At 41.3% G+C, this 24,640-nt stretch carries 35 protein-coding genes and 2 pseudogenes; 29 read left to right on the forward strand and 8 right to left on the reverse strand.

Annotated elements, in window-relative coordinates:
• Positions 1-37: 37 nt before the first annotated feature.
• Positions 38-2,611 (reverse strand): glycerol-3-phosphate 1-O-acyltransferase PlsB, encoded by a 2,574-nt coding sequence (gene plsB / locus MJX77_RS07555; protein ID WP_252061100.1) that lies wholly within the window; start codon positions 2,609-2,611, stop codon positions 38-40.
• Between the two features lie 276 nt (positions 2,612-2,887).
• Between plsB and MJX77_RS07560 the strand changes: the two genes are divergently transcribed.
• The gene (locus MJX77_RS07560; RefSeq protein WP_003653674.1) at positions 2,888-3,760 is read left to right on the forward strand and encodes an acyl-CoA thioesterase; all 873 of its coding nucleotides are present in this window, start codon (positions 2,888-2,890) and stop codon (positions 3,758-3,760) included.
• 108 nt (positions 3,761-3,868) lie between these two features.
• A complete protein-coding gene (locus MJX77_RS07565; RefSeq protein WP_005301217.1) occupies positions 3,869-5,134 on the forward strand; it encodes a dicarboxylate/amino acid:cation symporter in 1,266 nt (421 codons plus the stop codon).
• Positions 5,135-5,181: 47 nt separating this feature from the next.
• Here MJX77_RS07565 and MJX77_RS07570 read toward each other — a convergent pair whose 3' ends face one another.
• From MJX77_RS07570 to MJX77_RS07600, 7 genes and pseudogenes are all read right to left on the reverse strand, one after another.
• Positions 5,182-6,132: a metal-dependent hydrolase gene (locus tag MJX77_RS07570; protein ID WP_252061102.1), complete on the reverse strand. Its 951-nt coding sequence runs from the start codon at positions 6,130-6,132 to the stop codon at positions 5,182-5,184.
• Between the two features lie 123 nt (positions 6,133-6,255).
• Entirely contained in the window at positions 6,256-7,032 is a 777-nt protein-coding gene (yihA, locus tag MJX77_RS07575; RefSeq protein ID WP_004789642.1) for a ribosome biogenesis GTP-binding protein YihA/YsxC, read from the reverse strand.
• A 100-nt stretch (positions 7,033-7,132) separates the two neighbouring features.
• On the reverse strand, positions 7,133-7,570 hold the full coding sequence (locus MJX77_RS07580) for an RrF2 family transcriptional regulator (RefSeq protein WP_252061104.1): 438 nt from the start codon (positions 7,568-7,570) through the stop codon (positions 7,133-7,135).
• Between the two features lie 85 nt (positions 7,571-7,655).
• Positions 7,656-8,420, reverse strand: a complete 765-nt coding sequence (locus MJX77_RS07585; protein WP_252061106.1) for a globin domain-containing protein — start codon at positions 8,418-8,420, stop codon at positions 7,656-7,658.
• Positions 8,421-8,422: 2 nt separating this feature from the next.
• Positions 8,423-8,535 (reverse strand): annotated as a pseudogene (locus tag MJX77_RS07590) (hypothetical protein); the annotation flags it as partial.
• A 29-nt stretch (positions 8,536-8,564) separates the two neighbouring features.
• On the reverse strand, positions 8,565-10,112 hold the full coding sequence (locus MJX77_RS07595) for a helicase HerA-like domain-containing protein (protein ID WP_144732986.1): 1,548 nt from the start codon (positions 10,110-10,112) through the stop codon (positions 8,565-8,567).
• Positions 10,113-10,155: 43 nt separating this feature from the next.
• Complete coding sequence (locus tag MJX77_RS07600; RefSeq protein WP_252061108.1) at positions 10,156-11,346, reverse strand: PLP-dependent transferase; 1,191 nt, start codon at positions 11,344-11,346, stop codon at positions 10,156-10,158.
• 168 nt (positions 11,347-11,514) lie between these two features.
• Here MJX77_RS07600 and MJX77_RS07605 point away from each other — a divergent pair, with 168 nt between their 5' ends.
• From MJX77_RS07605 to rpsD, 27 genes and pseudogenes are all read left to right on the forward strand, one after another.
• A complete protein-coding gene (locus MJX77_RS07605; protein WP_049837382.1) occupies positions 11,515-12,243 on the forward strand; it encodes a type 1 glutamine amidotransferase in 729 nt (242 codons plus the stop codon).
• Between the two features lie 252 nt (positions 12,244-12,495).
• Positions 12,496-12,807, forward strand: a complete 312-nt coding sequence (gene rpsJ, locus MJX77_RS07610) for a 30S ribosomal protein S10 (protein WP_000070912.1) — start codon at positions 12,496-12,498, stop codon at positions 12,805-12,807.
• Between the two features lie 58 nt (positions 12,808-12,865).
• On the forward strand, positions 12,866-13,504 hold the full coding sequence (gene rplC / locus MJX77_RS07615; RefSeq protein ID WP_004639526.1) for a 50S ribosomal protein L3: 639 nt from the start codon (positions 12,866-12,868) through the stop codon (positions 13,502-13,504).
• A gap of 11 nt (positions 13,505-13,515) precedes the next feature.
• Positions 13,516-14,118, forward strand: a complete 603-nt coding sequence (rplD, locus tag MJX77_RS07620) for a 50S ribosomal protein L4 (protein ID WP_003653663.1) — start codon at positions 13,516-13,518, stop codon at positions 14,116-14,118.
• Entirely contained in the window at positions 14,115-14,435 is a 321-nt protein-coding gene (gene rplW, locus MJX77_RS07625; RefSeq protein ID WP_003653662.1) for a 50S ribosomal protein L23, read from the forward strand. Before rplD ends, rplW begins: the two co-directional genes overlap by 4 nt.
• Positions 14,436-14,446: 11 nt before the next feature.
• Positions 14,447-15,271, forward strand: a complete 825-nt coding sequence (rplB, locus tag MJX77_RS07630; protein WP_004789629.1) for a 50S ribosomal protein L2 — start codon at positions 14,447-14,449, stop codon at positions 15,269-15,271.
• 13 nt (positions 15,272-15,284) lie between these two features.
• Entirely contained in the window at positions 15,285-15,560 is a 276-nt protein-coding gene (gene rpsS, locus MJX77_RS07635) for a 30S ribosomal protein S19 (RefSeq protein WP_001138119.1), read from the forward strand.
• Positions 15,561-15,571: 11 nt separating this feature from the next.
• A complete protein-coding gene (rplV, locus tag MJX77_RS07640; RefSeq protein WP_004639524.1) occupies positions 15,572-15,901 on the forward strand; it encodes a 50S ribosomal protein L22 in 330 nt (109 codons plus the stop codon).
• 1 nt (position 15,902) lies between these two features.
• Positions 15,903-16,719: pseudogene (gene rpsC / locus MJX77_RS07645) on the forward strand (30S ribosomal protein S3).
• Complete coding sequence (rplP, locus tag MJX77_RS07650) at positions 16,659-17,072, forward strand: 50S ribosomal protein L16 (protein WP_002049688.1); 414 nt, start codon at positions 16,659-16,661, stop codon at positions 17,070-17,072. The pseudogene rpsC and the gene rplP overlap by 61 nt, the downstream one beginning before the upstream one ends.
• Entirely contained in the window at positions 17,072-17,269 is a 198-nt protein-coding gene (gene rpmC, locus MJX77_RS07655; protein WP_000849928.1) for a 50S ribosomal protein L29, read from the forward strand. The genes rplP and rpmC overlap by 1 nt, the downstream gene beginning before the upstream one ends.
• The gene (rpsQ, locus tag MJX77_RS07660) at positions 17,266-17,523 is read left to right on the forward strand and encodes a 30S ribosomal protein S17 (RefSeq protein WP_001291845.1); all 258 of its coding nucleotides are present in this window, start codon (positions 17,266-17,268) and stop codon (positions 17,521-17,523) included. The genes rpmC and rpsQ overlap by 4 nt, the downstream gene beginning before the upstream one ends.
• Positions 17,524-17,615: 92 nt before the next feature.
• The gene (gene rplN, locus MJX77_RS07665; RefSeq protein ID WP_001982634.1) at positions 17,616-17,984 is read left to right on the forward strand and encodes a 50S ribosomal protein L14; all 369 of its coding nucleotides are present in this window, start codon (positions 17,616-17,618) and stop codon (positions 17,982-17,984) included.
• A gap of 9 nt (positions 17,985-17,993) precedes the next feature.
• A complete protein-coding gene (gene rplX / locus MJX77_RS07670; RefSeq protein WP_002116820.1) occupies positions 17,994-18,311 on the forward strand; it encodes a 50S ribosomal protein L24 in 318 nt (105 codons plus the stop codon).
• A gap of 15 nt (positions 18,312-18,326) precedes the next feature.
• Complete coding sequence (gene rplE, locus MJX77_RS07675) at positions 18,327-18,863, forward strand: 50S ribosomal protein L5 (protein WP_004789621.1); 537 nt, start codon at positions 18,327-18,329, stop codon at positions 18,861-18,863.
• Positions 18,864-18,872: 9 nt separating this feature from the next.
• Positions 18,873-19,178: a 30S ribosomal protein S14 gene (rpsN, locus tag MJX77_RS07680; RefSeq protein WP_004789619.1), complete on the forward strand. Its 306-nt coding sequence runs from the start codon at positions 18,873-18,875 to the stop codon at positions 19,176-19,178.
• 11 nt (positions 19,179-19,189) lie between these two features.
• Positions 19,190-19,585, forward strand: a complete 396-nt coding sequence (gene rpsH, locus MJX77_RS07685; RefSeq protein WP_004789617.1) for a 30S ribosomal protein S8 — start codon at positions 19,190-19,192, stop codon at positions 19,583-19,585.
• 13 nt (positions 19,586-19,598) lie between these two features.
• The gene (gene rplF / locus MJX77_RS07690) at positions 19,599-20,132 is read left to right on the forward strand and encodes a 50S ribosomal protein L6 (RefSeq protein WP_005301272.1); all 534 of its coding nucleotides are present in this window, start codon (positions 19,599-19,601) and stop codon (positions 20,130-20,132) included.
• A 14-nt stretch (positions 20,133-20,146) separates the two neighbouring features.
• Positions 20,147-20,497, forward strand: coding sequence for a 50S ribosomal protein L18 (rplR, locus tag MJX77_RS07695; protein ID WP_003653654.1), 351 nt, complete (start codon positions 20,147-20,149; stop codon positions 20,495-20,497).
• A gap of 2 nt (positions 20,498-20,499) precedes the next feature.
• On the forward strand, positions 20,500-20,997 hold the full coding sequence (rpsE, locus tag MJX77_RS07700; RefSeq protein WP_003653653.1) for a 30S ribosomal protein S5: 498 nt from the start codon (positions 20,500-20,502) through the stop codon (positions 20,995-20,997).
• A 6-nt stretch (positions 20,998-21,003) separates the two neighbouring features.
• A complete protein-coding gene (gene rpmD, locus MJX77_RS07705) occupies positions 21,004-21,180 on the forward strand; it encodes a 50S ribosomal protein L30 (protein WP_000849088.1) in 177 nt (58 codons plus the stop codon).
• 3 nt (positions 21,181-21,183) lie between these two features.
• Positions 21,184-21,624: a 50S ribosomal protein L15 gene (gene rplO / locus MJX77_RS07710; RefSeq protein ID WP_004789613.1), complete on the forward strand. Its 441-nt coding sequence runs from the start codon at positions 21,184-21,186 to the stop codon at positions 21,622-21,624.
• Between the two features lie 45 nt (positions 21,625-21,669).
• Positions 21,670-22,989 (forward strand): preprotein translocase subunit SecY, encoded by a 1,320-nt coding sequence (gene secY / locus MJX77_RS07715; RefSeq protein ID WP_171056864.1) that lies wholly within the window; start codon positions 21,670-21,672, stop codon positions 22,987-22,989.
• A 20-nt stretch (positions 22,990-23,009) separates the two neighbouring features.
• Entirely contained in the window at positions 23,010-23,126 is a 117-nt protein-coding gene (gene rpmJ, locus MJX77_RS07720) for a 50S ribosomal protein L36 (RefSeq protein WP_000867907.1), read from the forward strand.
• A 105-nt stretch (positions 23,127-23,231) separates the two neighbouring features.
• Positions 23,232-23,588, forward strand: coding sequence for a 30S ribosomal protein S13 (rpsM, locus tag MJX77_RS07725; protein ID WP_004789609.1), 357 nt, complete (start codon positions 23,232-23,234; stop codon positions 23,586-23,588).
• Between the two features lie 19 nt (positions 23,589-23,607).
• A complete protein-coding gene (gene rpsK, locus MJX77_RS07730) occupies positions 23,608-23,994 on the forward strand; it encodes a 30S ribosomal protein S11 (RefSeq protein ID WP_001040166.1) in 387 nt (128 codons plus the stop codon).
• A gap of 12 nt (positions 23,995-24,006) precedes the next feature.
• Positions 24,007-24,633, forward strand: a complete 627-nt coding sequence (gene rpsD, locus MJX77_RS07735; RefSeq protein WP_005301294.1) for a 30S ribosomal protein S4 — start codon at positions 24,007-24,009, stop codon at positions 24,631-24,633.
• The last annotated feature ends 7 nt before the right edge of the window (positions 24,634-24,640 follow it).

The following is a 24,640-nucleotide window of genomic DNA, read 5'->3' on the forward strand; positions in this document are numbered from 1 at the left end:
AGGCAACCGAAGTTGCCTTTTATTTTGAGTAAAAACCTTAAGATTTTTTACGCTTTAAACGTCGTTTTGCTTGTTGAGATGCCATCGCTTCAAGCGCATCTTTTAATTCTTCGTCGGTAAAGGTCGTGATGTGCTGTAACATTTGTAAGGTTACTTCATCAAGAACCAACTGTGCTCCAGCAGCCATTTGACGGAAATTATCATCAAACTCGATTTGGCCTTGGTCATTTGTACGAATGTAATTTTGCTGTGTCAGAACTTTTAAGAAGCTTTGGAATAAAGCTTTGTCGAAGAACTCTGGTGAATTAAATTCATATAGAACTGACAAACGTTGTCCGAGTAAATGACTTAATTCTTCAACCTGTTTAGCAGAAATATTACCCGAACCACGTTGAGTAATGAGCGCAAGTGTCATGTAGTAACGCTCAAGACTTTGCTTAACAGGTGTAGCTAAAACAACAAGCTGATTATGCTCTTCAGTGTTTGGTGCAGAGCTAATTAAATTACCTTCATCATCTTGCTGAATAAGATTTGATTGAACCAATGCATTTGCATATTGCTCAATTTGTTCTTTAAGTTCGCTACTCTTCCATTTAAGGAATAATTCTGCTTTCAAGAATGGATACAGGGTGTAGATCACATTGGTTAAATCTGAACGGCTGATTTTTCCATTGTGTTCAACAAGTGATGCAACCAATGACGGTAAAACAAAGGCATGCAAAATGTTATTACGGAAGTAGGTTAGAAGAACAGCTTGGTTATCTTCAATCGCAATAATATCGCCGAGTGCATGCTGAACTCGTTTAATGAGTTTAAGCTTTAAACCATACGCAATGATTTCTTTACCAGAAAGCGGCGTTACTTCCATACGTTGGTCATATGGGAAGTTAGATGCCAGATTGCGGTAAGCTTCAAGCTGCTTAATACAAATTTCTTCATCAAGCGTATGCTTTGGAGTTGCAAGCAAAATAATAGAAAGTAAAGAGACAGGGTTAATCACCACAGCTCGGTTAATATTTTCTAAAATTGCATGTGCAGAGCTATTTACGGCATCTGAAACTGCTTGAGGAATTGGGTCATCATTTTTCTCGATAAAAACGTTTTCTGCATTATGTTGTTTAAGCAGATCATCAAGGAAAACAGGTTCACCAAAGTTCACGTGGACTTTACCGAAAATACGTTCAATTTTTCGTAAGGTTTTCACAATACCAAAAATTGATTCAGCTTCTTTCGGTTTACCTTGCATTTCGCCTACGTAGGTCGAGCCTTCCATCAGGCGTTCATAACCAATGTAGGTTGGTACAAATACAATTGGCTTTGTACGGCCACGTAAATGACTATGAATCGTCATGGCAAGCATACCAGTCTTAGGCGGTAATAGGCGTCCTGTACGCGAACGTCCACCTTCAATAAAGTACTCAAGTGGCGTATTGCGAGAAAGGATACTATATAAATATTCTTTAAATACCGTTGTATAAAGGCCATTTCCGCGGAAAGAGCGGCGAATAAAGAAGGCACCACCACCACGTAAAAGCTGACCTACGAAAGGCAAGTTTAGGTTATCACCCGCAGCAATATACGGAACCATAAGGCCACGTCTATAAATCACATAAGACAATAATAAATAGTCGATGTGACTGCGGTGGCAAGGTGTGTAAACCACTTCATAATCTTTTGCCAGTTCACGAACGGTACTGAAGTTATGCACATCTACGCCGTCATAAAGCTGAGTCCATAAGCGCGTTAAAGCAAGATCGGCAAAGCGCACTGCTGAATGTGAATAATCCGATACGATTTCATTGACATAGCCAATCGCACGACGTTCAGCTTCGAGCATACTAACTTTCCCGCGAATACTTTCACGGCGGATTGCTTCTTGAACATCACGAGATTTCACAACCGACTGCATGACATTACGGCGATCCGATAAATCGGGGCCTAAGACCACTTCACGCTGACGATCTAAGTAATCATTTAACGTACTTACAATATAAGTGGCTGGTGAAAGATTCGGATAATGCTGTTGAGCGTATTCAACCAATTCACGTAGCGATTGTGGTTCATGAAACTCTAAGTAAGATTGGCGACCATGTAAGCCAATGTTGACCAATTGCTTAACGGTGCTTGGTGTAGCCCATGTATCTGAAAATAAAAGCTTAAACCAAGAGTCTTCTTTATCTGGAGAACGACCCCATAAAACGGTAACTGGAACAAGCTCTATATCAAGTTCAGGATTTTCTTGTAAGACTTCGATCAGTTTTAATAAGCGTGGTGGAAAAGCATGAGGAGGAGGATTCAGTAAATTATTTTCATCATTGTGCTGTAAAAATAAAACTGATGCTTTTTCCTGATGAGTGCCAACAACTAATGGGTCTAACGCAGGTTTTAAATTTAAACGACGCGTTTCTCCATCAACCACCAAAGCATTGCTTCGAGAGTGGTTTTGTAAGACATAGCACACCACTTTTTGGCGGTCAGTCTTTGCTTCTGCTTCTGTTGTTTCTGATACTGGTTCAGTAGGAACTTCCCCAAGAACATGTGGTGTTACCACGAGGTCAAGTAGTTTACTCGAAAGCCGACGATACATTTGACCAAACCCACTCTTGGACATAAGAACTCCTACTTCTTAAAGACAAATCCCAGCACCAAATGCGGAGGGTAATTATTTTGAGGCATTTATTAAAAAAAACAATATGCTACTTTCTTATAAATTATAATGCTTTTGGCATATTTTATCGTTAAAAATCGTATTTTTAGCTGTTATATGAGCAATGTTCATCAGAAGTTGACTGATTGTTCCATGTTCAAATAGTTTTTTATGGCACAATAGATTCTACACATCTGTCCTTTAATACGATTTTTTACCTGAAATATGAAGGTATCTCTCATGAATGCGTTAACCCAAGAACTAGTCGAGCTTCTCACTTTAGAAAAGCTAGAAGAAAATATTTACCGTGGCATGAGCCGTAATCTTGTCGGTAAACGTGTCTTTGGTGGACAGGTTTTGGGTCAGGCTTTACGTGCAGCATCTTATACAACGGATCGCCCAGCGCATTCTTTACATGCATATTTTTTGTATGGTGGCGATATTAATGCCCCAATTATCTATGAAGTAGACCGTTTACGGGATGGAAAAAGCTTTGTAAGTCGTCAAGTTCGTGCGATTCAGCATGGGCGAGTTATATTTTCAGCAATGGTGTCTTTTGCCAATCCAGAAGAAGGCTTGAACTATCAACATCAAGAACCTGAGTATCCTGCACCGGAAACACTTAAATCTGAAAATGAGCTAAAACAGGGTATTTTAAACTTTGTACCTGAAAATGTTCGTGCTAGTTTCATGCGTGAGCGTCATGTAGAAATTCGCCCAATTGATCCGGTAAACCCGTTTCAGCCACAACCTGAAGCTCCCTATAATGCGCACTATATTCGTACCCATGATCGCATTCCAAAACAGCTAGATGATATTGCCTTGCATCAAGCAATTGTGGCGTTTTATTCAGACTTTACCTTAATGACCACGGCTTTAAGACCGCATGGCTTAAGTTATATTTCTCCAAGTTTGCAATGTGCAAGTATTGATCATGCAATTTATTTCCACCGTCCATTGCGTGCTGATGAGTGGATGCTTTATGACATGGAAGCCACAGTGAGTGCGGCTTCAAGAGGTCTCAATTTCGGTCGTATGTGGCAAAATGGCCAACTTGTATGCAGTACCGTACAAGAGGGTTTAATTCGTTTGCGGGAAATTGAAACTCAATAGTCCTATTGAAGAGCCATCTAACCAGATGGCTTTTTTATTTTTAATGGGAACGATGTGACAAAAAATTGCTCGAATGAAAAGCAACCTCATGTCATATTGTAAATAGGTATGCCAACTGAAAAAAATAATGCTGATATGAACTTAAATACACAAATTCTGATTGCCGCCATTTTAGGTTTAGCCTTTGGTTTCCTACTCACCATGTATCCAGACACAGCTTTTGTAAAACATAGTTTATATGGTCTTGGAATATTAAGTAGTGTTTTTATCGGGCTTCTTAAAATGCTTTTGGTGCCTTTAATTTTCAGTTCGATTGTTGTAGGGGTATCAAACTTACAAGCGGGCGGACAGTTAGGGCCAGTCTGGAAAATCACATTTTTATGCTGTTTAACTACAACAACTTTAGCTCTAATTTTAGGTATTAGTTGTGCTCATTTATTTGAGGTGGGGCGTGGCATAGATATTTCTATTTTTCAGACATCTATGCAAAATTATCAAGCACCAGATAGTTTAAACCCAGCAAGTTTTTTCACTAATTTTATTCAAAATACTTTAATCAATCCATTTAAAGCATTTAGTGATGGCAACGTTTTGGCCGTTGTGGTCTTTGCTTTATTTGTCGGTGTCGCTTTGGTGCAGGGTGGGGAACGTTTTAAAAGTATTCGTGTATTGAGCCACCAGTTCTTTGAAATGATGATGCTGCTCGTTGGGTGGGTCATGAAATTAGCGCCTTTGGGTATTTTTGCTTTATTAGCAAAACTAATGGCAACCGAAGATATTTCGGTATTAAGTCGTTTGGCTGAGTTTGCAGTTGTTGTAACAGGTACAACCATTTTCCATGGTGCAGTTGTTTTACCACTACTGCTTTGGATTTTTGGTCGCATGAGTCCTTGGACTTTTTTCAAAGGAACACGTACAGCATTAATTACAGCATTTGCAACCAGTTCTAGTTCTGCCACGATGCCACTTAGCATGAAGTGTGCACAAGAAAACTTAGGGGTACGCCCTCAAACAGCTGGTTTTGTTATCCCACTTGGTACTCAGCTTAATATGGATGGTACTGCTCTATATGAGGCGGCAGCTGCACTGTTTGTAGCAAATTTGGTGGGTCTAGATTTAAACCTGACACAGCAAATTATTGTGTGTTTAACAGCAATGATCGCATCACTTGGTGCTCCTGGAATTCCGAGCGCTGGCATGGTGACGATGATTATGGTTTTACAATCGGTAGGCTTACCAGCTGAAGCAATTGCCATTTTACTACCAATTGACCGTTTACTAGATACGGTAAGAACGGTAGTAAATGTGCAAGGGGATATGATGATTAGTGTGGTTGTAGATCGCTATACGAAAGATAAAGATATCAGTGTTTAATACCTCTAAATAAAAAAGCAGGATTTTAAATCCTGCTTTTTTTATTTTTAAGCTGCTTGAAGTTCTGCTCTTTTTGCTGCTGGAGATTGCGATAAATAGCTAACCGCATCTTCAGTGCTACCTTCTTTGACTGGATCATACCAAGGCATGAGGTAATCAATTTGTTGCGAAATAAGCCAAAATGGATTTGGTAGCACTTGGTTATCTTTGCGGCTAATCTTAAGCCATTCTACAGCAACCCATACTGGGAAAAATCTAGATTTAGCTGCATCAGCAAAACGTGGATCTTGTTTCATAATATGTGCAGCACCGTCTACCCATAAACCAAGTACCAATACAATCACTGCAAGGCTTAAATAGTAGCGGGGAATATAGCCACCACCAAGATGACGATATAAATCAAAGGCTACGGTACGGTGTTCAATTTCTTCTGAACCATGCCATTTAACCAGATCGACCATTTCAGGGTCAGCGCCTAATTCTTCCCAACGTTTGTTATAGAGTGCATATTTGCCTAACACACAGGTCATATGTTCAACAGTGGCAATAACGCCTAAACGGAAAAGGTCCCATTGGCCTTGTAAGAAATTTGGAACTTCTTTATCGAAAGGCTTATCTGCTAAGGCTTTGGTAAATAGATAATTCATAATGTCCAGATTTCTCTGGATATCAATATTGCGCGCACTTAAATATTCTTTATTGGCTGAAGTATGTGCATTGGCATGCATAGCTTCCTGCCGTATAAATGCTTGTACATCCTGCTTGAGTTTTTCATCTGTGATTTGCGGTAAAACCTTGTTATACAAACGGCAAAACCAGAACTCTCCAGCAGGCAAGATGTTATTAATCTCATTAATAAAATAACTTGCGAAAGGCTGATTAGGAATCCAGTCGACAGGGGTATCTTTCCAGTCAAATTTAACTTTACGTGGAAGAATTTTATAATCAATAGAAGAACCTAAAGCCTTGTTCTTCAAAAAAGATAACAATTTCATCATTTAGTCCTGATTTTTAACTCGATGAAGTTATAACGAGTATAAAAAAAGCCCCTACATTTGTGTTTAGCAATAGGGGACAATTGAGTATAAATTTAATGAAAAAATTGTATCTGTTATGACAATTTAGCTTTCAGCATCTTCATCTGTCGCTTCAGGGATTGAATCGACATCAAATTCTGGCTGTTGATCTAGCGTAAAATGCAGACGTCCACCCATGACACTTGCAAGCTCTTCCAAACCTAATTTGTTAAGTGAAGAGAAAAGCTGAATGGAAAAATCAAGCTTCATTTTTTTAAGTTGTTGTTTAACTTCAAGCAATACTTTATTTGCAGGACCACGATTAAGTTTGTCTGCTTTCGTTAAGAGAATATGAACGAATAGATGGCGCGAATAAGCCCACTCTAACATCATCATATCAAAATGCTGTAGAGGATGGCGAATATCCATAAGTAAGACTAAGCCTTGTAAGCTTTTACGGTGAATTAGATAGTTTTCTAATTCCTTTTGCCACACCTTTTTCATATCTTCAGGTACAGCTGCATAACCGTAACCTGGAAGATCGACTAAACGCTGATCAGGATTACCTAGACTAAAGAAGTTAATCATCTGGGTACGACCAGGCTTTTTAGAAGCACGGGCAAGTTGTTTCTGATTAGTTAATGCATTAATAGCACTAGACTTACCCGCATTTGAGCGTCCTGCAAAAGCAATTTCGTAGCCACTATCTTCAACACAAAGTGCCAATTTAGGTGCACTCATTAGAAACTCAGCTTGGCGTAACCAGTTTAGAGATTGCACAGCATAGGCTGTGATCGCCGGATCTGGTGCTTTTTCATAGCTGATCTTTTGCTTGGGTGCGAGTCTGGCTTTGGTGTCTTTCGATTTTTCACTACGACGCATAAAAAATAACTTTTTAAATGAAAGGGCTCGCGCCTAGTATAAAGGAGCTTGGGTATTCTTGCTAATTTTCAATAAATCAACTTATGAAAATCAATAGAAGTTAGATTTCTAAAAAGGCAATAGGGGAGTTAGCAGGAGCAGATTTAGATTGCTGCAAAACTTCTCCGAGTGTGTATTGGTCTAGGCTTTGATAAAAGCTCTCTAGAGCTTGATCTAAAATACCTTTTAAACCACAGTTACTGCGTAATACACAAGGTGGTGTATTGCATTCAACGATTTGATTGTCGCCTTGTAATATTCGAACAATTGAACCTAAATTGGAGTTAAGTGCATCTGGGTTTAAGCGAATTCCACCGCCTTTTCCACGAATGGTAATAATCCATTCTTGTTTACCCATAAAGTGAACAACTTTTACCAGATGGTTTTGTGAAACATGCAAATCTTTCGCGATTTCTGCAATCGTGTAGGGTGCATCACTTGGGCGTGCAACATACATTAATATTCGTAATGCATAATCGGTAAATTTATTAAGCTGCATGATCACCAAAAATGGAAGAGAAAAAGGATGATCATCTTAGCCTGAAAGTTTAAATAAGAAAACTTTCAGGCAAGAGGTTTTTACATTACAGCGTTAAAGGAGCTGAAACCTGTACTTGATCGCCAACTCTATAATGTTCAAGCAAGATATTTGAAACTGAAAATTCAGTATGGTTTTCTTCAGGCTGAACTTCAAAGTGATATGAGTTGTTTTCTTGAGCTTCTGTAAATTTAAAAGCTTTCGGCTGTTCAAGCTGTTGCTCTGGAACTTGTACCTTAACCGAAATAAAAGCATTTGCAGGACTGGTTAGTACGTCCTCATGATCAGTTGCTTTTAACGTGAAACGTTTGCCAGATTCAAGAGAATCAATTTGTGTAATTTCAAATGGACGCCAGCCAGCCCATCCACCTTTTAAGCTCTCAAGTTGTTCATATTTTTGTTTTTCAACGCCAATCAAGATATCTGCCAATTGTAGATAAGCTTGCTTCCACGCTTCGATAAGTTCTGATTCAAATGGCACGTTAAGTACTTCACTAATTGAATGAAGTAGGTTGTCACCAACAATTGCATATTGATCAGGCTGAATATCCAAGCTCACATGTTTAGTAGTGATACGTTCAACAGCTTTAGCTAGAACAGTAGGGTTCTCAATATTTTCTGCATAAGCAAGAACCGCAGCTGCAAGCGCACGCGGCTGACGTAAGCTAGTTTGGTCATCTAAGTTAAAAACATTTTTTAATTCGGGATTGTTATTAAGCATACGCTTATAAAAGTATGTAGTCAGCGTAACACCGTGTTCACGTAAAACCGGTACAGTAGATTTAACAAGTTCAATTTGTTGTGGAGTCATGGCTAGACCTTATTTATCTGGCTATATAAGATGTATTTAAAATACATCTTTAAAAAAGTAATGGCAATAGCTTTTCGATAAAAACCATAAAAAAATTAGGGGATATAAAATCCCCTTAAATTAACATTATGTTATTAAATATTTTTATTTACCAAATAAAGAACCAAGTAGGCCTCGAACAAGTTTTTGACCTGTACTTCCTCCTAAACTGCGCGCAGCACTTTTTGCAAAAGTTCCAACAATATCTTGGGTGAGTTTAGCTCTTTCACGTGCTGCTCGTTCTTCCTCTTTTAATTGATCACGTGCCAATCTTTCCTGCTCTTTCGCCTGCTGTTTTGCTAGGGTTTCTTGCTCTTTCGCTTGTTGTTTTGCAAGCTCGGCATTTTGTTGCTGCTGTTCGCGTTCAGCCACTTTATTTTGTAGCATTTCATAGGCGCTATCACGATCTACAACCTGCTCATAAACTCCGGCAATAATACTTTGTGAGATTAAGGCTTGACGCTCTTCTGGAGTGATTGGTGTAAATGCAGAGTAAGGAGGCATGACCCAACCACGCTCAACAATTTGTGGAGTACCTTGCTCATCTAGGCAGCTAATGAGTGCCTCACCAACACCAAGTTCAGTAATCGCTTCATCAACTTTAAAGTTTGGATTGGCTCGGAAAGTATCTGCTGCGGTTTTTACCGCTTTTTGATCTTTAGGGGTAAATGCGCGTAGGGCATGTTGAACGCGATTACCAAGTTGACCTAGTACACTTTCAGGTAAATCGAGTGGATTTTGGGTAATGAAATAGATACCTACTCCTTTAGAACGGATTAAACGTACAACTTGTTCAATTTTGTCTTGGAGTGCTTGGCTGGCATTGTCAAATAATAAGTGAGCTTCATCAAAGAAAAACACGAGTTTAGGTTTATCCATATCACCGACTTCTGGAAGCTGTTCAAATAATTCTGAAAGCATCCATAAAAGGAAAGTGGCATATAGCTTAGGTGTATTCATGAGCTTGTCAGCAGCAAGAATATTAATGTAGCCATGTCCATTTGCATCGGTTTGAATAAAATCTAAAATATTTAAAGCAGGTTCACCAAAAAATTGCTCTCCACCTTGGTCGGCAAGGGCGAGTAAATTACGCTGAATAGCGCCTAGGCTTGCTGGAGATAAATTGCCATACTCTGCTTTAAACTCGGCTGCATGTTCACTCACAAAAGTGATCATGGCTTTTAAATCTTTAAAATCTACTAATAGTAGACCTTGGTCATCTGCAATACGGAATACAGCAGATAGCACACCCTCTTGAGTATCATTTAAATTGAGCATACGAGCCAATAAAATTGGCCCAATTTCAGAAATGGTAGTGCGAATAGGGTGGCCTTGTTGACCAAATAAATCCCAAAAAACGACAGGATTTGCTGCGAAAGGAACGCTATCAATCTGCAAAAGCTTTAGTCGTTCATTAAATTTATCTGAAGCCTCTCCCGCTTTTGCGAGACTCGAAACATCACCTTTAGCATCGGCAAGAAATACCGGTACACCAATTCGAGAAAAACTCTCTGCTAGAACTTTTAACGTAACTGTTTTACCTGTACCTGTGGCGCCCGCAATAAGCCCATGGCGGTTAGCAAACTGGGAAAGTAAAACAATTTCTTTGGATGTGTCATTAATATTTTTAGCAATAACAATCGGTGTACCCATATATTTTTATCCTGTGGTTCGAGTCACTATGATCTTGTCGTTTTTACAGTTGTTTCAGTGCATTTTCGATATCTTGTATTAAATCTTGTGGATCTTCTAGTCCTATACAGAAGCGAACCAATAATCCTTGTTGTAAATGTGTATTCTCAAGTTTTCTCATCATTTTTAAATCATAAAGCATAATCAGACTAACGGGTCCTCCCCAGCTAAAACCGAGCTTAAATAACGCTAATGCATCGCAAAAACGACGTACTGCTGTAATGTCATATTCAGGTTTGAAAATAACACTAACTAGACCAGCACTTTGACTGTCTATGCAGATTTCTTGCCAATATTGATGGCCTGGGGCAGCCTCATCACTTGGATGTAGAACTTGTGCAAATTGAGATTGGTCTTTTAGCCATTTAAGTAAAGTTTGAGCATTGGCTGATTGTTGTTCATAACGTAAAGACATATGAGCAAGACTGCGTTGGACTTGAGCTGCATCGTCTCCTGAAACTGCAATACCTAAAATGGCATGCGTACGGAACAGACGGTGATGAAGTTTCTCATCGCGAGTTACAATGCTACCCATTAAGATGTCACCGCCGCCACTCGGATATTTGGTGAGGGCATGCACGGTTAAATCGACTGATAGATGTTCATCAGAAAAATTAAAAGCATTAAACGCAAGCCCAGCTCCCCAAGTGTTATCTAGGGCTGTTAATACACCGTGTTTTTTGGCTTTTTTGACTAGATTCTTAAGATCAGGAAATTCTAGAGTAACTGAGCCTGCAGCCTCTAACCACAACAGTTTACTTCTTTCAGTTGGTTGGAAGCTTGAGGCGTCAATAGGGTTGTACACTTTGACAATAACGCCATATTGATTTTGCAGATGATTTAAATGCTCAAGGTTTGGTCCATAAATGTTGTCTGGTACCCATACTTCATCATTAGTACTTAAAAATGCTGAGTTCACAACATTAATTGCTGATAAGCCGCTTGGTGCAAGTAAACAATGCAATCCACCTTCAATTTGCGCAATATTGTCGCCTAAGGTGAAGGTAGTGGGGGTGCCGTGTGTCCCATAGCTATAATCGTAGTCATCTGTCCAATGACGATCAAAAAGGTGCGAAGTTGATTTAAAAATAATAGTAGATGCACGAAATAAGGGTGGTTGCACGGTTTCAATAAATTGCGGAGCCTTTCTTTGTGCATGAATGAGGCGAGTCTGGAAGTCGTTATGCTTTTTCATAGTGCTTTGCATTTTAAATAATAAAGTTAGATTAAGAGAAATTTAGATTCTTCGCTAGATTTACGAAGTTTTATAGGACGTTTCGTTACAGTAGGCTCATAAAATAAAAACTTGGCTTTATTTTTGCAAAGACCACTACAACATTCTAACAACAATAGGTTTAAGCGCATGAAGTCGCATTTACGTGTTCACTATTTTCAACATATCGCGGGTGAGGGATTTGGAAGTTGTTATTCATTTTTAAAAGCCCACCACGCGACAATTAGCTCTACAGAGTTTTTTGCACTTCCGGTTGATCGGTCACTTGAAATAGAAGCTTTGCCTCGAATTGATGAGGTTGATTTACTATTGGTCATGGGTGGCACCATGAGTGTAAATGATGAGGCAAACTTCCCATGGCTAAAGATAGAAAAAAGATGGTTGCGCCGTTATTTGGCAGCGGGAAAGCCAGCTATTGGTCTTTGTTTAGGAGGGCAGTTAATTGCTAATGCGTTAGGTGCTGCGGTAAGCCGTAATCGCTATCAGGAACTTGGATGGTCAACAGTTCAGAGAGTTGCAAATCTACCTCAAGAAAGCTTCCCATTACCAGAGAAGATAAAGGTGATGCAGTGGCATAGCGAGACATTTGAAATACCTAAAGGTGCTATACATTTGGCTGAAAATCAGGCCTGTCGCAATCAGATGTATCAGATTGGAAAAAATGTACTAGGTTTTCAGTTCCATCCAGAGATGACACCAGCAGCTCTAGCGCTTTTACTTGAAGATGAAGAAGAGCTTTCTATTTTTGATGGAGAATATGTTCAATCTACGCGTGAACTATACTATTCCGAAGCACAAAAATTTGAACAAGGTAATCAACTTCTAAATAAAGCGATTGAATTTGTAATAAGTGCTTAGTTTAGTTCCTAATACTCGATTAAAGCAGGTTTTGTGGAGAAAATAGAAAAAGAGAATTGCATAAGACTTAAACAATCGTTATAATGAGCGACCCTCAATAGGAGGGGCATTTGCTGCGAAGAAAGTGGTAAATGTGCATTACAGTCGTGGCATCGATCATGACCTTAGTGATTTTCACTGCCTTTGACACTTACCAATGGGTGAGATGCGTCAAAGGTGATTCTTTATATGTTTGGCTTGGAGTTTACTGGTATGTCTAACCAGAGAATTCGTATCCGTTTGAAGTCTTTTGATCATCGTCTGATTGATCAATCAGCTCAAGAGATCGTAGAAACCGCTAAGCGTACTGGCGCACAAGTTTGTGGTCCAATTCCGATGCCTACTCGCATCGAACGCTTCAACGTTCTTACTTCACCGCACGTTAACAAAGATGCGCGTGACCAGTACGAAATCCGCACCTACAAACGTTTGATCGACATCGTTCAACCTACAGATAAAACTGTTGATGCATTGATGAAATTAGATCTTGCGGCTGGTGTTGATGTTCAGATCGCTTTGGGTTAAGGCTTTCGGTTGATTAACTTTTAAGTTAATTAGGCCGCTTTTTTAGAGGTTTATGCACATGGCTATTGGTTTAGTCGGTCGCAAATGTGGTATGACTCGCATCTTTACAGATGCAGGTGTTTCTGTACCTGTTACAGTCATCGAAGTCGATCCAAACCGCATTACGCAAATCAAAACACTTGAAACTGATGGTTATCAAGCTGTTCAAGTAACTACTGGTGAACGTCGCGAATCTCGCGTAACTAACGCTCAGAAAGGTCACTTCGCGAAAGCTGGTGTTGCTGCTGGTCGTTTAGTTAAAGAGTTCCGTGTTACTGAAGCTGAGCTTGAAGGTCGTGAAGTTGGCGGTACTATTGGTGTTGATTTGTTCACAGTTGGTCAAGTAGTTGACGTAACTGGTCAATCAAAAGGTAAAGGTTTCCAAGGTGGTGTTAAACGTTGGAACTTCCGTACCCAAGACGCTACTCACGGTAACTCAGTTTCTCACCGTGTATTAGGTTCTACAGGTCAAAACCAAACTCCTGGTCGCGTGTTCAAAGGCAAAAAAATGGCTGGTCACTTAGGTGATGAACGCGTAACAGTACAAGGTCTTGAAATCGTATCTATTGACGCTGAACGTTCTGTTTTAGTTGTTAAAGGTGCAATTCCTGGTTCAACTGGCGGTGACGTGATTGTACGTCCTACCATCAAGGCCTGAGGGGAAATACCGTGAATTTGAAAACTGTTTCCGGCTCTGCTGTTGAATTGTCTGAAGTTGCTTTCGGACGTGAATTTAACGAAGCTCTTGTACACCAAGTTGTTACTGCTTACTTAGCAGGTGGTCGTCAAGGTACTCGTGCTCAGAAGTCACGTGCAGACGTTTCTGGCGGTGGTAAAAAACCATTCCGTCAAAAAGGTACTGGTCGTGCTCGTGCGGGTTCTACTCGTAGCCCAATCTGGGTTGGTGGTGGTAAAACTTTTGCTGCTCGTCCACAAGATTGGTCTCAAAAAGTAAACCGTAAAATGTATCGCGGTGCAATGCAATGTATCTTAGCTGAACTTGTTCGCCAAGATCGTCTTGTATTAGTTGAAGAGTTTGCTATTGCAGCTCCAAAAACTAAAGAATTGCTTGCAAAGCTTGGCGATTTAAATGCCGCTCGTGCATTGATCGTTACTGAAGCTGTAGATGAGAACTTATATCTTGCAGCACGCAACCTTCCGCATGTAGATGTGGTGGATGCTACTGCAATCGATCCTGTAAGCTTGATCGCGTTTGATAAAGTTGTGATGTCTGTAGCTGCTGCTAAGAAAATTGAGGTAGAACTCGGATGAACAACGAACGTATCTATCAAGTCCTTAAAGGACCAGTCTTCTCAGAAAAGGCACAAGTTTTAGGTGATACTGTTGGCGTTCAAGTATTTAAAGTAGATATTAATGCTACTAAACTTGAAGTTAAAAAAGCAGTTGAAAAACTTTTTGGTGTAGAAGTTGTTAAAGTTAACACTACTATTACTAAAGGTAAAACTAAGCGCTTTGGTAAAACATTAGGACGTCGTTCTGATGTTAAAAAAGCATACGTCACCCTGAAAGCTGGCCAAGATGTTGAAATGGCTGACTTGGGCGATACCGCTGAAAGCGCAGCGGAATAAGGACGAAAATTATGCCGATTCAAAAATGTAAGCCAACGTCTCCAGGACGTCGCTTTGTAGAGAAAGTGGTTCATGACCACCTTCACAAAGGCGCGCCTTACTCACCGTTGGTTGAAGCAAAAAAACGTACTGGTGGTCGTAATAATAACGGTCACATTACAACTCGTCACGTTGGTGGTGGTCATAAGCAACACTATCGTATCGTTGACTTTAAGCGTAATAAAGACAGCATCCCAGCTGTTGTAGAGCGCATTGAGTACGATCCTAACCGTACAGCACATATTGCTTTGTTGAAATATGCTGATGGTGAGCGTCGTTATATCATTGCTCCTAAAGGCTTACGTGCTGGCGATAAAGTACAATCTGGTAACGATGCTCCAATTCGTCCAGGTAACTGCTTGCCACTTCGTAACATGCCTATCGGTTCTACACTTCATAACGTTGAACTTAAAATTGGTAAGGGTGCGCAATTAGCGCGTTCTGCTGGTGCTTCTGTTCAGTTGTTGGGTCGTGATGGTTCTTACGCGATTGTTCGTCTTCGTTCAGGCGAAATGCGTAAAATTCATGTTGAATGCCGCGCTGTAATTGGTGAAGTTTCTAACCAAGAAAACAACCTTCGTTCATTGGGTAAAGCTGGTGCTGCGCGCTGGCGTGGTGTTCGTCCTACCGTACGTGGTATGGCGATGAACCCAGTTGATCACCCGCACGGTGGTGGTGAAGGGCGTAACAAAGGTATTCAACCTGTAAGCCCATGGGGTCAAAAAGCTAAAGGGTACAAGACACGTACCAATAAGCGTACGACTAAGATGATTATTCGCGACCGTCGCGTCAAGTAAAGGAATCTGACTAATGCCTCGTTCTCTGAAAAAAGGCCCATTCGTCGATGCGCACTTGTTCGCTAAGGTTGAAGCGGCTGTTGCTAGTAACTCTCGCAAGCCGATTAAAACTTGGTCTCGTCGTTCGATGATCCTTCCAGATTTTGTTGGTTTAACAATTTCTGTTCATAATGGTCGTAATCACGTTCCAGTAATTGTTACTGAGCATATGGTTGGTCATAAACTCGGTGAATTCGCGCCAACTCGTACCTATCGTGGTCACGGTGTTGACAAGAAGTCTAAACGTTAATAGGTGTCATGATGGAAGTAACTGCTAAATTACGCGGTGCCGCTATCTCGGCACAAAAGGCACGTTTGGTTGCAGATCTTATTCGCGGCAAATCTGTTGCGCATGCTTTGAATATCTTAAACTTCAGCAATAAAAAAGCTGCTGTTTTAGTAAAAAAAGCATTGGAATCTGCGATTGCAAACGCTGAACATAATAACAGTTTAGATGTTGACGATCTTAAAGTTTCTACGATTTACGTTGATGAAGGTGTTAGCCTTAAACGTATTATGCCACGTGCTAAAGGCCGTGCAGATCGTATTACGAAGCGTACTTGTCACATCACCGTTAAGGTAGGGGTTTGATATGGGTCAGAAGGTTCATCCAATCGGTATCCGCCTAGGTGTTGTGAAACGTCATAACGCTAACTGGTATGCGAGTCCGAAACAATACGCTGAATACTTGCTTAAAGATCTTCAAGTTCGTGAGTTTTTAACTAAAAAACTTAAGAATGCGATGATTAGCAACATTCTTATCGAACGTCCATCAGGCGCTGCTAAAGTAACAATTAGCACAGCTCGTCCTGGTATCGTAATCGGTAAAAAAGGCGAAGATATTGAGAAATTACAGCGCGAACTTACCAGCATTATGGGTGTTCCTGCGCAAGTAAGTATCAATGAAATTGATCGCCCAGACTTAGATGCGCGTTTAGTTGCTGAAGCAATCGCTTCTCAATTAGAAAAGCGTGTAATGTTCCGTCGTGCTATGAAGCGTGCGGTTCAAAACACTATGCGTGCTGGTGCTAAAGGTATCAAAGTTGAAGTGTCTGGCCGTTTAGGTGGTGCAGAGATTGCTCGTACGGAATGGTATCGTGAAGGTCGTGTACCTTTGCATACATTACGTGCAGACATTGACTATGCAACTATGCGTGCAGAAACAACTTACGGTACGATTGGTGTTAAAGTTTGGATTTTCCGTGGCGAGATTTTAGGTGGCATGAAACAAGTCATGAACCCTGCTCCTGCTGAAGATCGTCCAGCTAAACGTGGTCGTGGTCGTGGTGAAGGTCAAGAGCGTCGTGGTCGTCGCGGTGACCGTGCTGCTGACAAGGGAGAATAATCCATGTTGCAACCTAAACGTACCAAATTCCGTAAGGTGCACAAAGGCCGTAATACTGGTCTAGCGCATCGTGGTAGTACAGTATCATTTGGTTCGATTGCAATCAAAGCAACTGAACGTGGTCGTATGACTGCGCGTCAGATTGAAGCTGCACGTCGTACTATTAGCCGCCGTATTAAGCGTGGTGGTAAAATCTTTATTCGCGTATTCCCGGATAAACCAATTACTCAAAAGCCTCTTGAAGTGCGTATGGGTAAAGGTAAGGGTAGCGTGGAATACTGGGTTTGCCAGATCCAACCAGGTAAGATCCTGTACGAAATTGAAGGTGTGAACGAAGAATTAGCGCGTGAAGCATTTGCTTTAGCTGCTGCTAAACTTCCGTTTAAAACCACTATCGTGACTCGGACGGTAATGTAATGAAAACTAAAGATTTACGTGAAAAGTCGGTAGAAGAGTTGAAAGCTTTGCTTGATGAGCAACAGCTTAACCAATTCCGTCTTCGTATGGCGAAAGCAACTGGTCAGTTGGGTAAATCGCACGAAGTGCAAGTTGCTCGTAAGACAATTGCTCGTATTAAGACACTCCTTACCGAAAAACAGGGGAACGGACAATGAGTGAAAAAACAGTCCGCACGTTAACCGGCAAAGTCGTAAGTGACAAAATGGATAAATCTATTGTTGTTCTTATTGAACGCCGCGTTCAACACCCGTTGTATGGCAAGTCAATTCGCCGTTCAACTAAGTTACACGCTCATGATGAGAACAATGTCGCTAAAATTGGTGATGTTGTGACAATCAAAGAAAGCCGCCCAATTTCTAAAACTAAAGCTTGGACTTTAGTGGAAGTAGTTGAAGCAGCTGCTGAGTAATTCGACGTTCTTGTTGCATCATCGGTCAATTTCGAGTACTCTTTGAGCCTTTCGAAATTGTGACCGGTGATGCTCGGTTTTGGAGTAGGGCAATGATTCAAACCGAAACTATGCTCGACGTAGCAGACAACAGTGGTGCTCGCCGCGTACAATGTATTAAAGTACTTGGTGGTTCACATCGTCGTTATGCTTCTGTTGGCGACATTATTAAAGTTACTGTAAAAGAAGCAATCCCACGCGCACGTGTTAAAAAAGGTGACGTGATGAATGCGGTTGTAGTTCGTACTAAATTCGGCATTCGTCGTCCAGATGGTTCTGTGATCCGTTTTGATGATAATGCTGCAGTTATCCTGAACAACAACAAAGCTCCGATTGCTACTCGTATCTTCGGACCAGTGACTCGTGAACTTCGTACTGAACAGTTCATGAAAATCATTTCATTGGCTCCTGAAGTTCTATAAGAGGCAATCATGGCTAAGATTAAAAAAGGCGATCAAGTTATCGTGATCGCAGGTAAAGAAAAAGGCAAACAGGGTACTGTATTGTCTGTTTCTGAAGACCGCGTTAAGGTTGAAGGCCTTAACTTAGTGAAGAAGCATCAAAAGCCGAATCGTGTAACTGGCGCTGAAGGCGGTATCGTTACTCAAGAAGCTTCGCTTCATATTTCAAACGTGGCAATTTTAAATGCTACAACCCAGAAGGCTGACCGTGTTGGTTACCAAGTGATTGATGGCGTGAAAACTCGCGTTTATAAATCAAATGGTGAATCAGTGGCGGTAGCGAAGTAATAGGTTGAAAAGGCAATGGCCAGACTTAAAGCACGTTACAATGATGAACTTAAAGCAAAGTTAAAAGAAGAACTTAGCATTAAGAACGTGATGGAAATTCCACGCATCACAAAAATTACCCTAAACATGGGTGTAGGCGCAGCTGCAACTGATAAGAAATTATTAGATGGCGCTGTAGTCGACATGCAATTAATTGCTGGTCAAAAACCAGTAATTACACTTGCTCGCAAATCTATCGCTGGTTTTAAAATCCGTGACGGTTGGCCGATTGGTTGTAAAGTTACTTTACGTGGCGACCAAATGTACGAATTCTTGGACCGTTTGATCTCAATCGCAATCCCTCGTATCCGTGACTTCCGTGGTTTCTCTTCGAAATCATTTGATGGTCGTGGTAACTACTCAATGGGTTTGAAAGAGCAAATCGTTTTCCCTGAAATCGATTTCGATAAGATTGATCGTATTCGTGGTATGGATATTACTATTACTACGACTGCTCGCACCGATGACGAAGGCCGTGCGCTTATGCGTGCATTCGGCTTCCCGTTCAAATAAGAGGTCGATATGGCTAAGAAAGGTATGGTTAATCGCGAATTGAAACGCGAAAAAACAGTTGCTAAATACGCTGCAAAACGTGCTGAATTAAAAGCTACGATTGCAAACGTAAATGCAAGTGAAGAAGAACGTTTCGAAGCGATGTTAAAGTTACAAGCGTTGCCACGTAATGCATCTCCGGTACGTCTTCGTAACCGTTGTGGTTTAACTGGTCGTCCTCATGGTTACTTCCGTAAGTTCGGTTTAAGCCGTAACAAATTACGTGACACAGTAATGCAGGGTGATGTACCAGGCGTTGTTAAGGCAAGCTGGTAAGGAGCGACTAAATGAGTATGCAAGATACCGTTGCCGACATGCTAACACGTGTTCGTAACGCACAAATGGCTAAGAAACAAACTGTTTCTATGCCTTCTTCTAAGTTGAAAGTTGCAATTGCAAACGTACTTCAACAAGAAGGTTATGTTTCAAACGTAGAAGTTGCTCAAGAAGAGACAAAATCTACTTTGACAATTACTTTAAAATATTTCGAAGGCAAACCAGTTATCGAAATGGTTAAGCGCGTAAGCCGTCCAGGTCTTCGCCAATACCGTGGTAAAGATAAACTTCCAAGCGTTAAGCAAGGTTTAGGTATTGCAATTGTTTCTACAAGCAAAGGCATCATGACTGATCGCGCTGCACGTGCTGCGGGCGTTGGTGGTGAAGTTATTGCTTTTGTTTCTTAATAGGTGATTCCTCATGTCTCGTGTGGCTAAAGCCCCAGTAACTGTACCGAATGGTGTAACAGTTACTCAGAACGGCCGGCAGGTCGAAGTGAAAGGCAGCAAAGGTACGTTGTCTTTCAACCTGCATGCGCTGGTCGAGCTAAAACAGGAAGAAGGTAAACTTCAACTTGCTCCAGTTAAAGAATCGAAAGATGCTTGGATGCAAGCTGGTACTGCTCGCGCTGTATTGAATAACCTTGTAAAAGGGGTTAGTGAAGGCTTCGAACGTAAGTTGCAGCTAGTTGGTGTTGGTTATAAAGCTGCGGTTAAGGGTACTGTTGTAAACCTTAACCTTGGTTACTCACACCCAATTGACTACGCTTTACCTGAAAGTGTAACAGCGGAAACTCCAACTGCAACTGAAATCATTTTGAAATCAGCAAACAAGCAGTTGTTAGGTCAAGTAGCGGCAGAAATCCGTGCGTATCGTGCTCCTGAACCATATAAAGGTAAAGGTGTTCGCTATTCGGATGAAGTCATTCTTCGTAAAGAAGCTAAGAAGAAATAAGGCGCGAGGTTCTTATGAACGAAAAGAAACAAACCCGTTTGCGTCGTGCGAAAAGCACACGCTTGCACATCCGTGCATTGGGTGCGACTCGTTTGTGTGTAAACCGCACTCCGCGTCACATCTATGCTCAAGTTATTTCAGCAGATGGTGGCAAAGTTTTAGCGCAAGCTTCAACTTTGGATGCATCTTTACGTAGCGGTACTACAGGTAATGTAGACGCGGCTACTAAAGTAGGTGCTTTAATCGCAGAACGCGCGAAAGCAGCTGGTGTAACTAAAGTTGCATTTGACCGTTCTGGTTTTAAATATCATGGTCGTATCAAAGCCTTGGCTGATGCTGCTCGTGAAAACGGCTTGGAGTTCTAATCATGGCTAAAGTTGAACAAAACGAAGGTCTTGTTGAAAAGCTGGTTGCCGTTGATCGTGTAGCCAAAGTTGTTAAGGGCGGTCGTATCTTCTCTTTCACAGCATTAACTGTTGTGGGTGATGGTAATGGTCGTGTTGGTTTTGGTCGTGGTAAAGCACGTGAAGTTCCAGCTGCTATTTCTAAAGCACTTGAAGCTGCACGTCGCAACATGATTACTGTAGACCTTGCAGGTACTACTTTACAACACCCTGTGAATGCTCGTCATGGCGCAAGCCGTGTATACATGCAACCTGCTTCTGAAGGTACTGGCGTAATCGCTGGTGGCGCAATGCGTGCCGTTCTAGAAGCTGCGGGCGTGCATAACGTACTTGCTAAATGTTATGGTTCTACTAATGCTGCAAACGTAGTAAACGCAACTTTCAAAGGTTTGCGTGATATGACTTCTCCTGAGAAAGTCGCTGCGAAACGTGGTAAATCAGTAGCAGAAATTCAAGGGTAATCAATCATGAAAACGATTAAAGTTACCCAGACTAAATCTTCTTCACATCGCTTGAAAAATCACAAGCTTTGCTTACAAGGTTTAGGTCTGCGTCGTATTGGTCATACTGTAGAAGTGCAAGATACGCCTTCTAACCGCGGTATGATCAACAAAGTCTACTATATGGTTAGTGTAGAGGAATAAGCCATGACTCTGCGTTTAAATGAGCTTGCGCCTGCGGAAGGTGCAAAACGTGAAAACCGTCGTTTAGGCCGTGGTATCGGTTCTGGCGTTGGTAAGACTGGTGGCCGTGGTGTCAAAGGTCAAAAATCACGTAAAAGTGGTGGCGTTCGTCCAGGCTTTGAAGGCGGTCAAACAGCGATTTATCGTCGTTTACCTAAATTCGGTTTCACTAGCCAAATCGCTTTAAAAACTGCTGAAGTACGTTTATCTGAGTTAAGCAAAGTTGAAGGCGACATCGTTAGCCTAGAAACTTTGAAAGCTGCGAATGTTGTTCGTCGTGACCAAGTTCGTGCTCGTATCGTACTTTCTGGTGAAATCACTCGTGCATTCACTGTTCAAGGTGTTGCATTGACTAAAGGCGCTAAAGCTGCAATTGAAGCAGCTGGCGGCAAAGTCGAGGAGTAATCTCGAGTGTCTATGTCTCCTAGTTCTTCAGGTCATGTCAACATGATGAAAGGTCAGCCATTTCACGTGAAATATCGTGAAATTATTCGCCGGATGAGTTTTCTAATCGGTGCATTGCTGGTCTTTCGACTAGGAGCGCATATTCCAGTACCAGGCATTAATAATGCTGCGTTAGAAAATTTATTTCATGCGAACCAAGGAACTATTCTTGGGCTATTCAATATGTTTTCTGGCGGTGCTTTAGAGCGAATGTCTATTCTTGCTTTAGGAATTATGCCTTACATTTCTGCATCAATTATTGTGCAGTTAATGTCTACGGTAATTCCTTCACTAGAAGCCTTGAAAAAGGAAGGTGAGCAAGGTAAGCGTAAAATTAATCAATATACGCGTCAGGGTACATTGTTGCTTGCAGTGGTTCAGGCAGTTGGTATGTGCGCAGGTTTGATTGGTCAGGGTATTACTCTGTCAGTTGGTCTTGAGTTTTATATACCAGCGGTTACTTCGCTTGTCGCTGGAACTATGTTCTTAATGTGGCTGGGTGAACAAATCACTGAAAGAGGTATTGGTAACGGTATCTCAATGATTATTTTTGCTGGTATTGTTTCTGGTTTGCCTAAGTTAATTATGCAATCAGTTTCATCAGTAGATAATGGTCAGACAAGCTTAATTGGTCTTGTGATCTTTGGTCTTTTGTCTGTAGGTGTGCTGGCTGCCATTGTGTTTATTGAAAAAGCACAACGTCGTATTCCAGTAAATTATGCACAAAAGCAGCAAGGTCGTCGTATATTTACGGCACAGCAGACACACTTGCCATTAAAAATTAATATGGCTGGTGTGATTCCTGCGATTTTTGCAAGTTCTTTACTATTGTTCCCAGCGAGTCTTGGTCAATGGGTAGGAAGTGCAGATGCAAATGCTGGATTAATTAAGCGTAGCTTACAAGATTTAGCTTTAGTATTGTCGCCTGGACAGCCTTTGTATTTGGTGCTCTTTGGTGCGTTAATTATCTTTTTCTGTTACTTTTATACGGCTTTAGTATTTAGCCCTAAGGAAGTATCAGAAAATCTAAAACGCAGCGGAGCTTATGTGCCTGGTATTCGCCCAGGTGAGCAAACTGCTCGTTACTTAGATCATATTCTTAATCGTTTGACGTTTATTGGTGCGATTTATATTACGGTCATTTGTTTAATGCCAATGATTCTACAAAGTTCTTTTGGAATCCCATTCTCTTTGGGTGGAACATCATTACTAATCGTAGTTGTCGTTGTTATGGACTTTATGGCTCAGCTACAAGCGCACTTAACATCTCATCAATATGATAATCAAACATTAATGAGAAAAACGACTGCTCATCCTAAGGGATAAGCGCACTTAGAGGTTTCATCATGAAAGTACAAGCTTCTGTAAAGAAAATTTGTGGTAGCTGTAAAGTTATCCGTCGTAATGGGGTTATTCGCGTAATTTGTAGCGCAGAACCTCGTCATAAGCAGCGTCAAGGTTAATCTAATCAAGACCTGTTGATTTCAGTAGGCGAATTGGGTTAATATCCGCCCCTCAAGATTTTGTGGGGCGGTTGATTATCTCTACTGCCTTTTTGGAGAAAGTGAATGGCTCGTATTGCCGGTGTAAACATTCCGGATAACAAGCATGCTGTTATCTCCCTCACTTACATCTTTGGTGTCGGTCGCCATACTGCTAAGAATATCTTAGCTACAGTTGGTATTACTGAAACTACTAAGATCCGTGAGTTGGACGATGCTCAGCTTGATGCGATTCGTGCAGAAGTTGCTAAGGTTCCTACCGAAGGTGACTTACGTCGCGAAATTTCCATGAACATTAAACGTTTAATGGATTTGGGTTGCTATCGCGGCCTTCGCCATCGTCGCAGCTTGCCTGTCCGTGGTCAACGCACCAAAACTAACGCACGTACCCGTAAAGGTCCGCGCAAACCGATTAAAAAGTAAGATTTCTGGAAGCTAAAAGATGGCTAAAGATACTCGCACACGCAAGAAGGTCACTCGTACCGTCTCTGAAGGTGTTGCACACATTCACGCGTCTTTTAATAACACCATTGTTACGATTACTGATCGTCAAGGTAATGCATTGGCTTGGGCCACCTCTGGTGGACAAGGCTTCCGTGGTTCACGTAAATCAACTCCGTTTGCTGCTCAGGTAGCTGCTGAAGTTGCTGGTAAAGCAGCTTTAGATTACGGTTTGAAAAATCTGGATGTCCTTGTAAAAGGTCCTGGTCCAGGTCGTGAGTCTGCGGTTCGTGCATTAGGCGCAGTGGGTTATAAAATTAACAGCATTACCGATGTGACGCCAATTCCTCACAACGGTTGCCGTCCACCTAAAAAACGTCGCGTGTAAGGAGAAACATTCATGGCTCGTTATATTGGTCCAAAATGCAAACTCTCTCGCCGCGAAGGGACAGACCTGCAACTTAAATCTGGCGTTAAACCTTTTGACGTCAAAACTAAAAAAGCTAACAAAGCACCTGGTCAACATGGTCAGGCACGCGGTGGTAAGCAATCTGAGTATTCACTACAATTACGTGAAAAACAAAAAGTCCGTCGTATTTACGGTGTGTTAGAACGTCAATTTAGTAACTACTATAAAGAAGCAGCTCGTGTTAAAGGCGCAACAGGTGAGAACTTGTTGAAATTGCTTGAAAGCCGTCTTGATAACGTTGTTTATCGCATGGGTTTTGGTTCTACACGTGCAGAAGCTCGTCAGTTAGTAAGTCACCGTAGCATTACTTTGAATGGTCGTCGTGTAAACATCGCATCTATTCAAGTTAAAGCTGGTGATGTAATTGCGGTTCACGAAGGTGCTAAACAACAATTGCGTATTAAAAACGCGATTGAGTTAGCTGCACAACGTGGTATTCCAGCTTGGATCGATGTTGATCATTCTAAGCTTGAAGGTACGTTTAAAGCTGCACCAGATCGTGCGGATTTACCTGCTGAAATCAATGAAAGCTTGATTGTAGAATTGTATTCTAAATAATCCTTGA

It is taken from the genome of Acinetobacter sp. AHP123 (genome assembly GCF_023757925.1).
Classification (GTDB): Bacteria; Pseudomonadota; Gammaproteobacteria; order Pseudomonadales; family Moraxellaceae; genus Acinetobacter; species Acinetobacter oleivorans.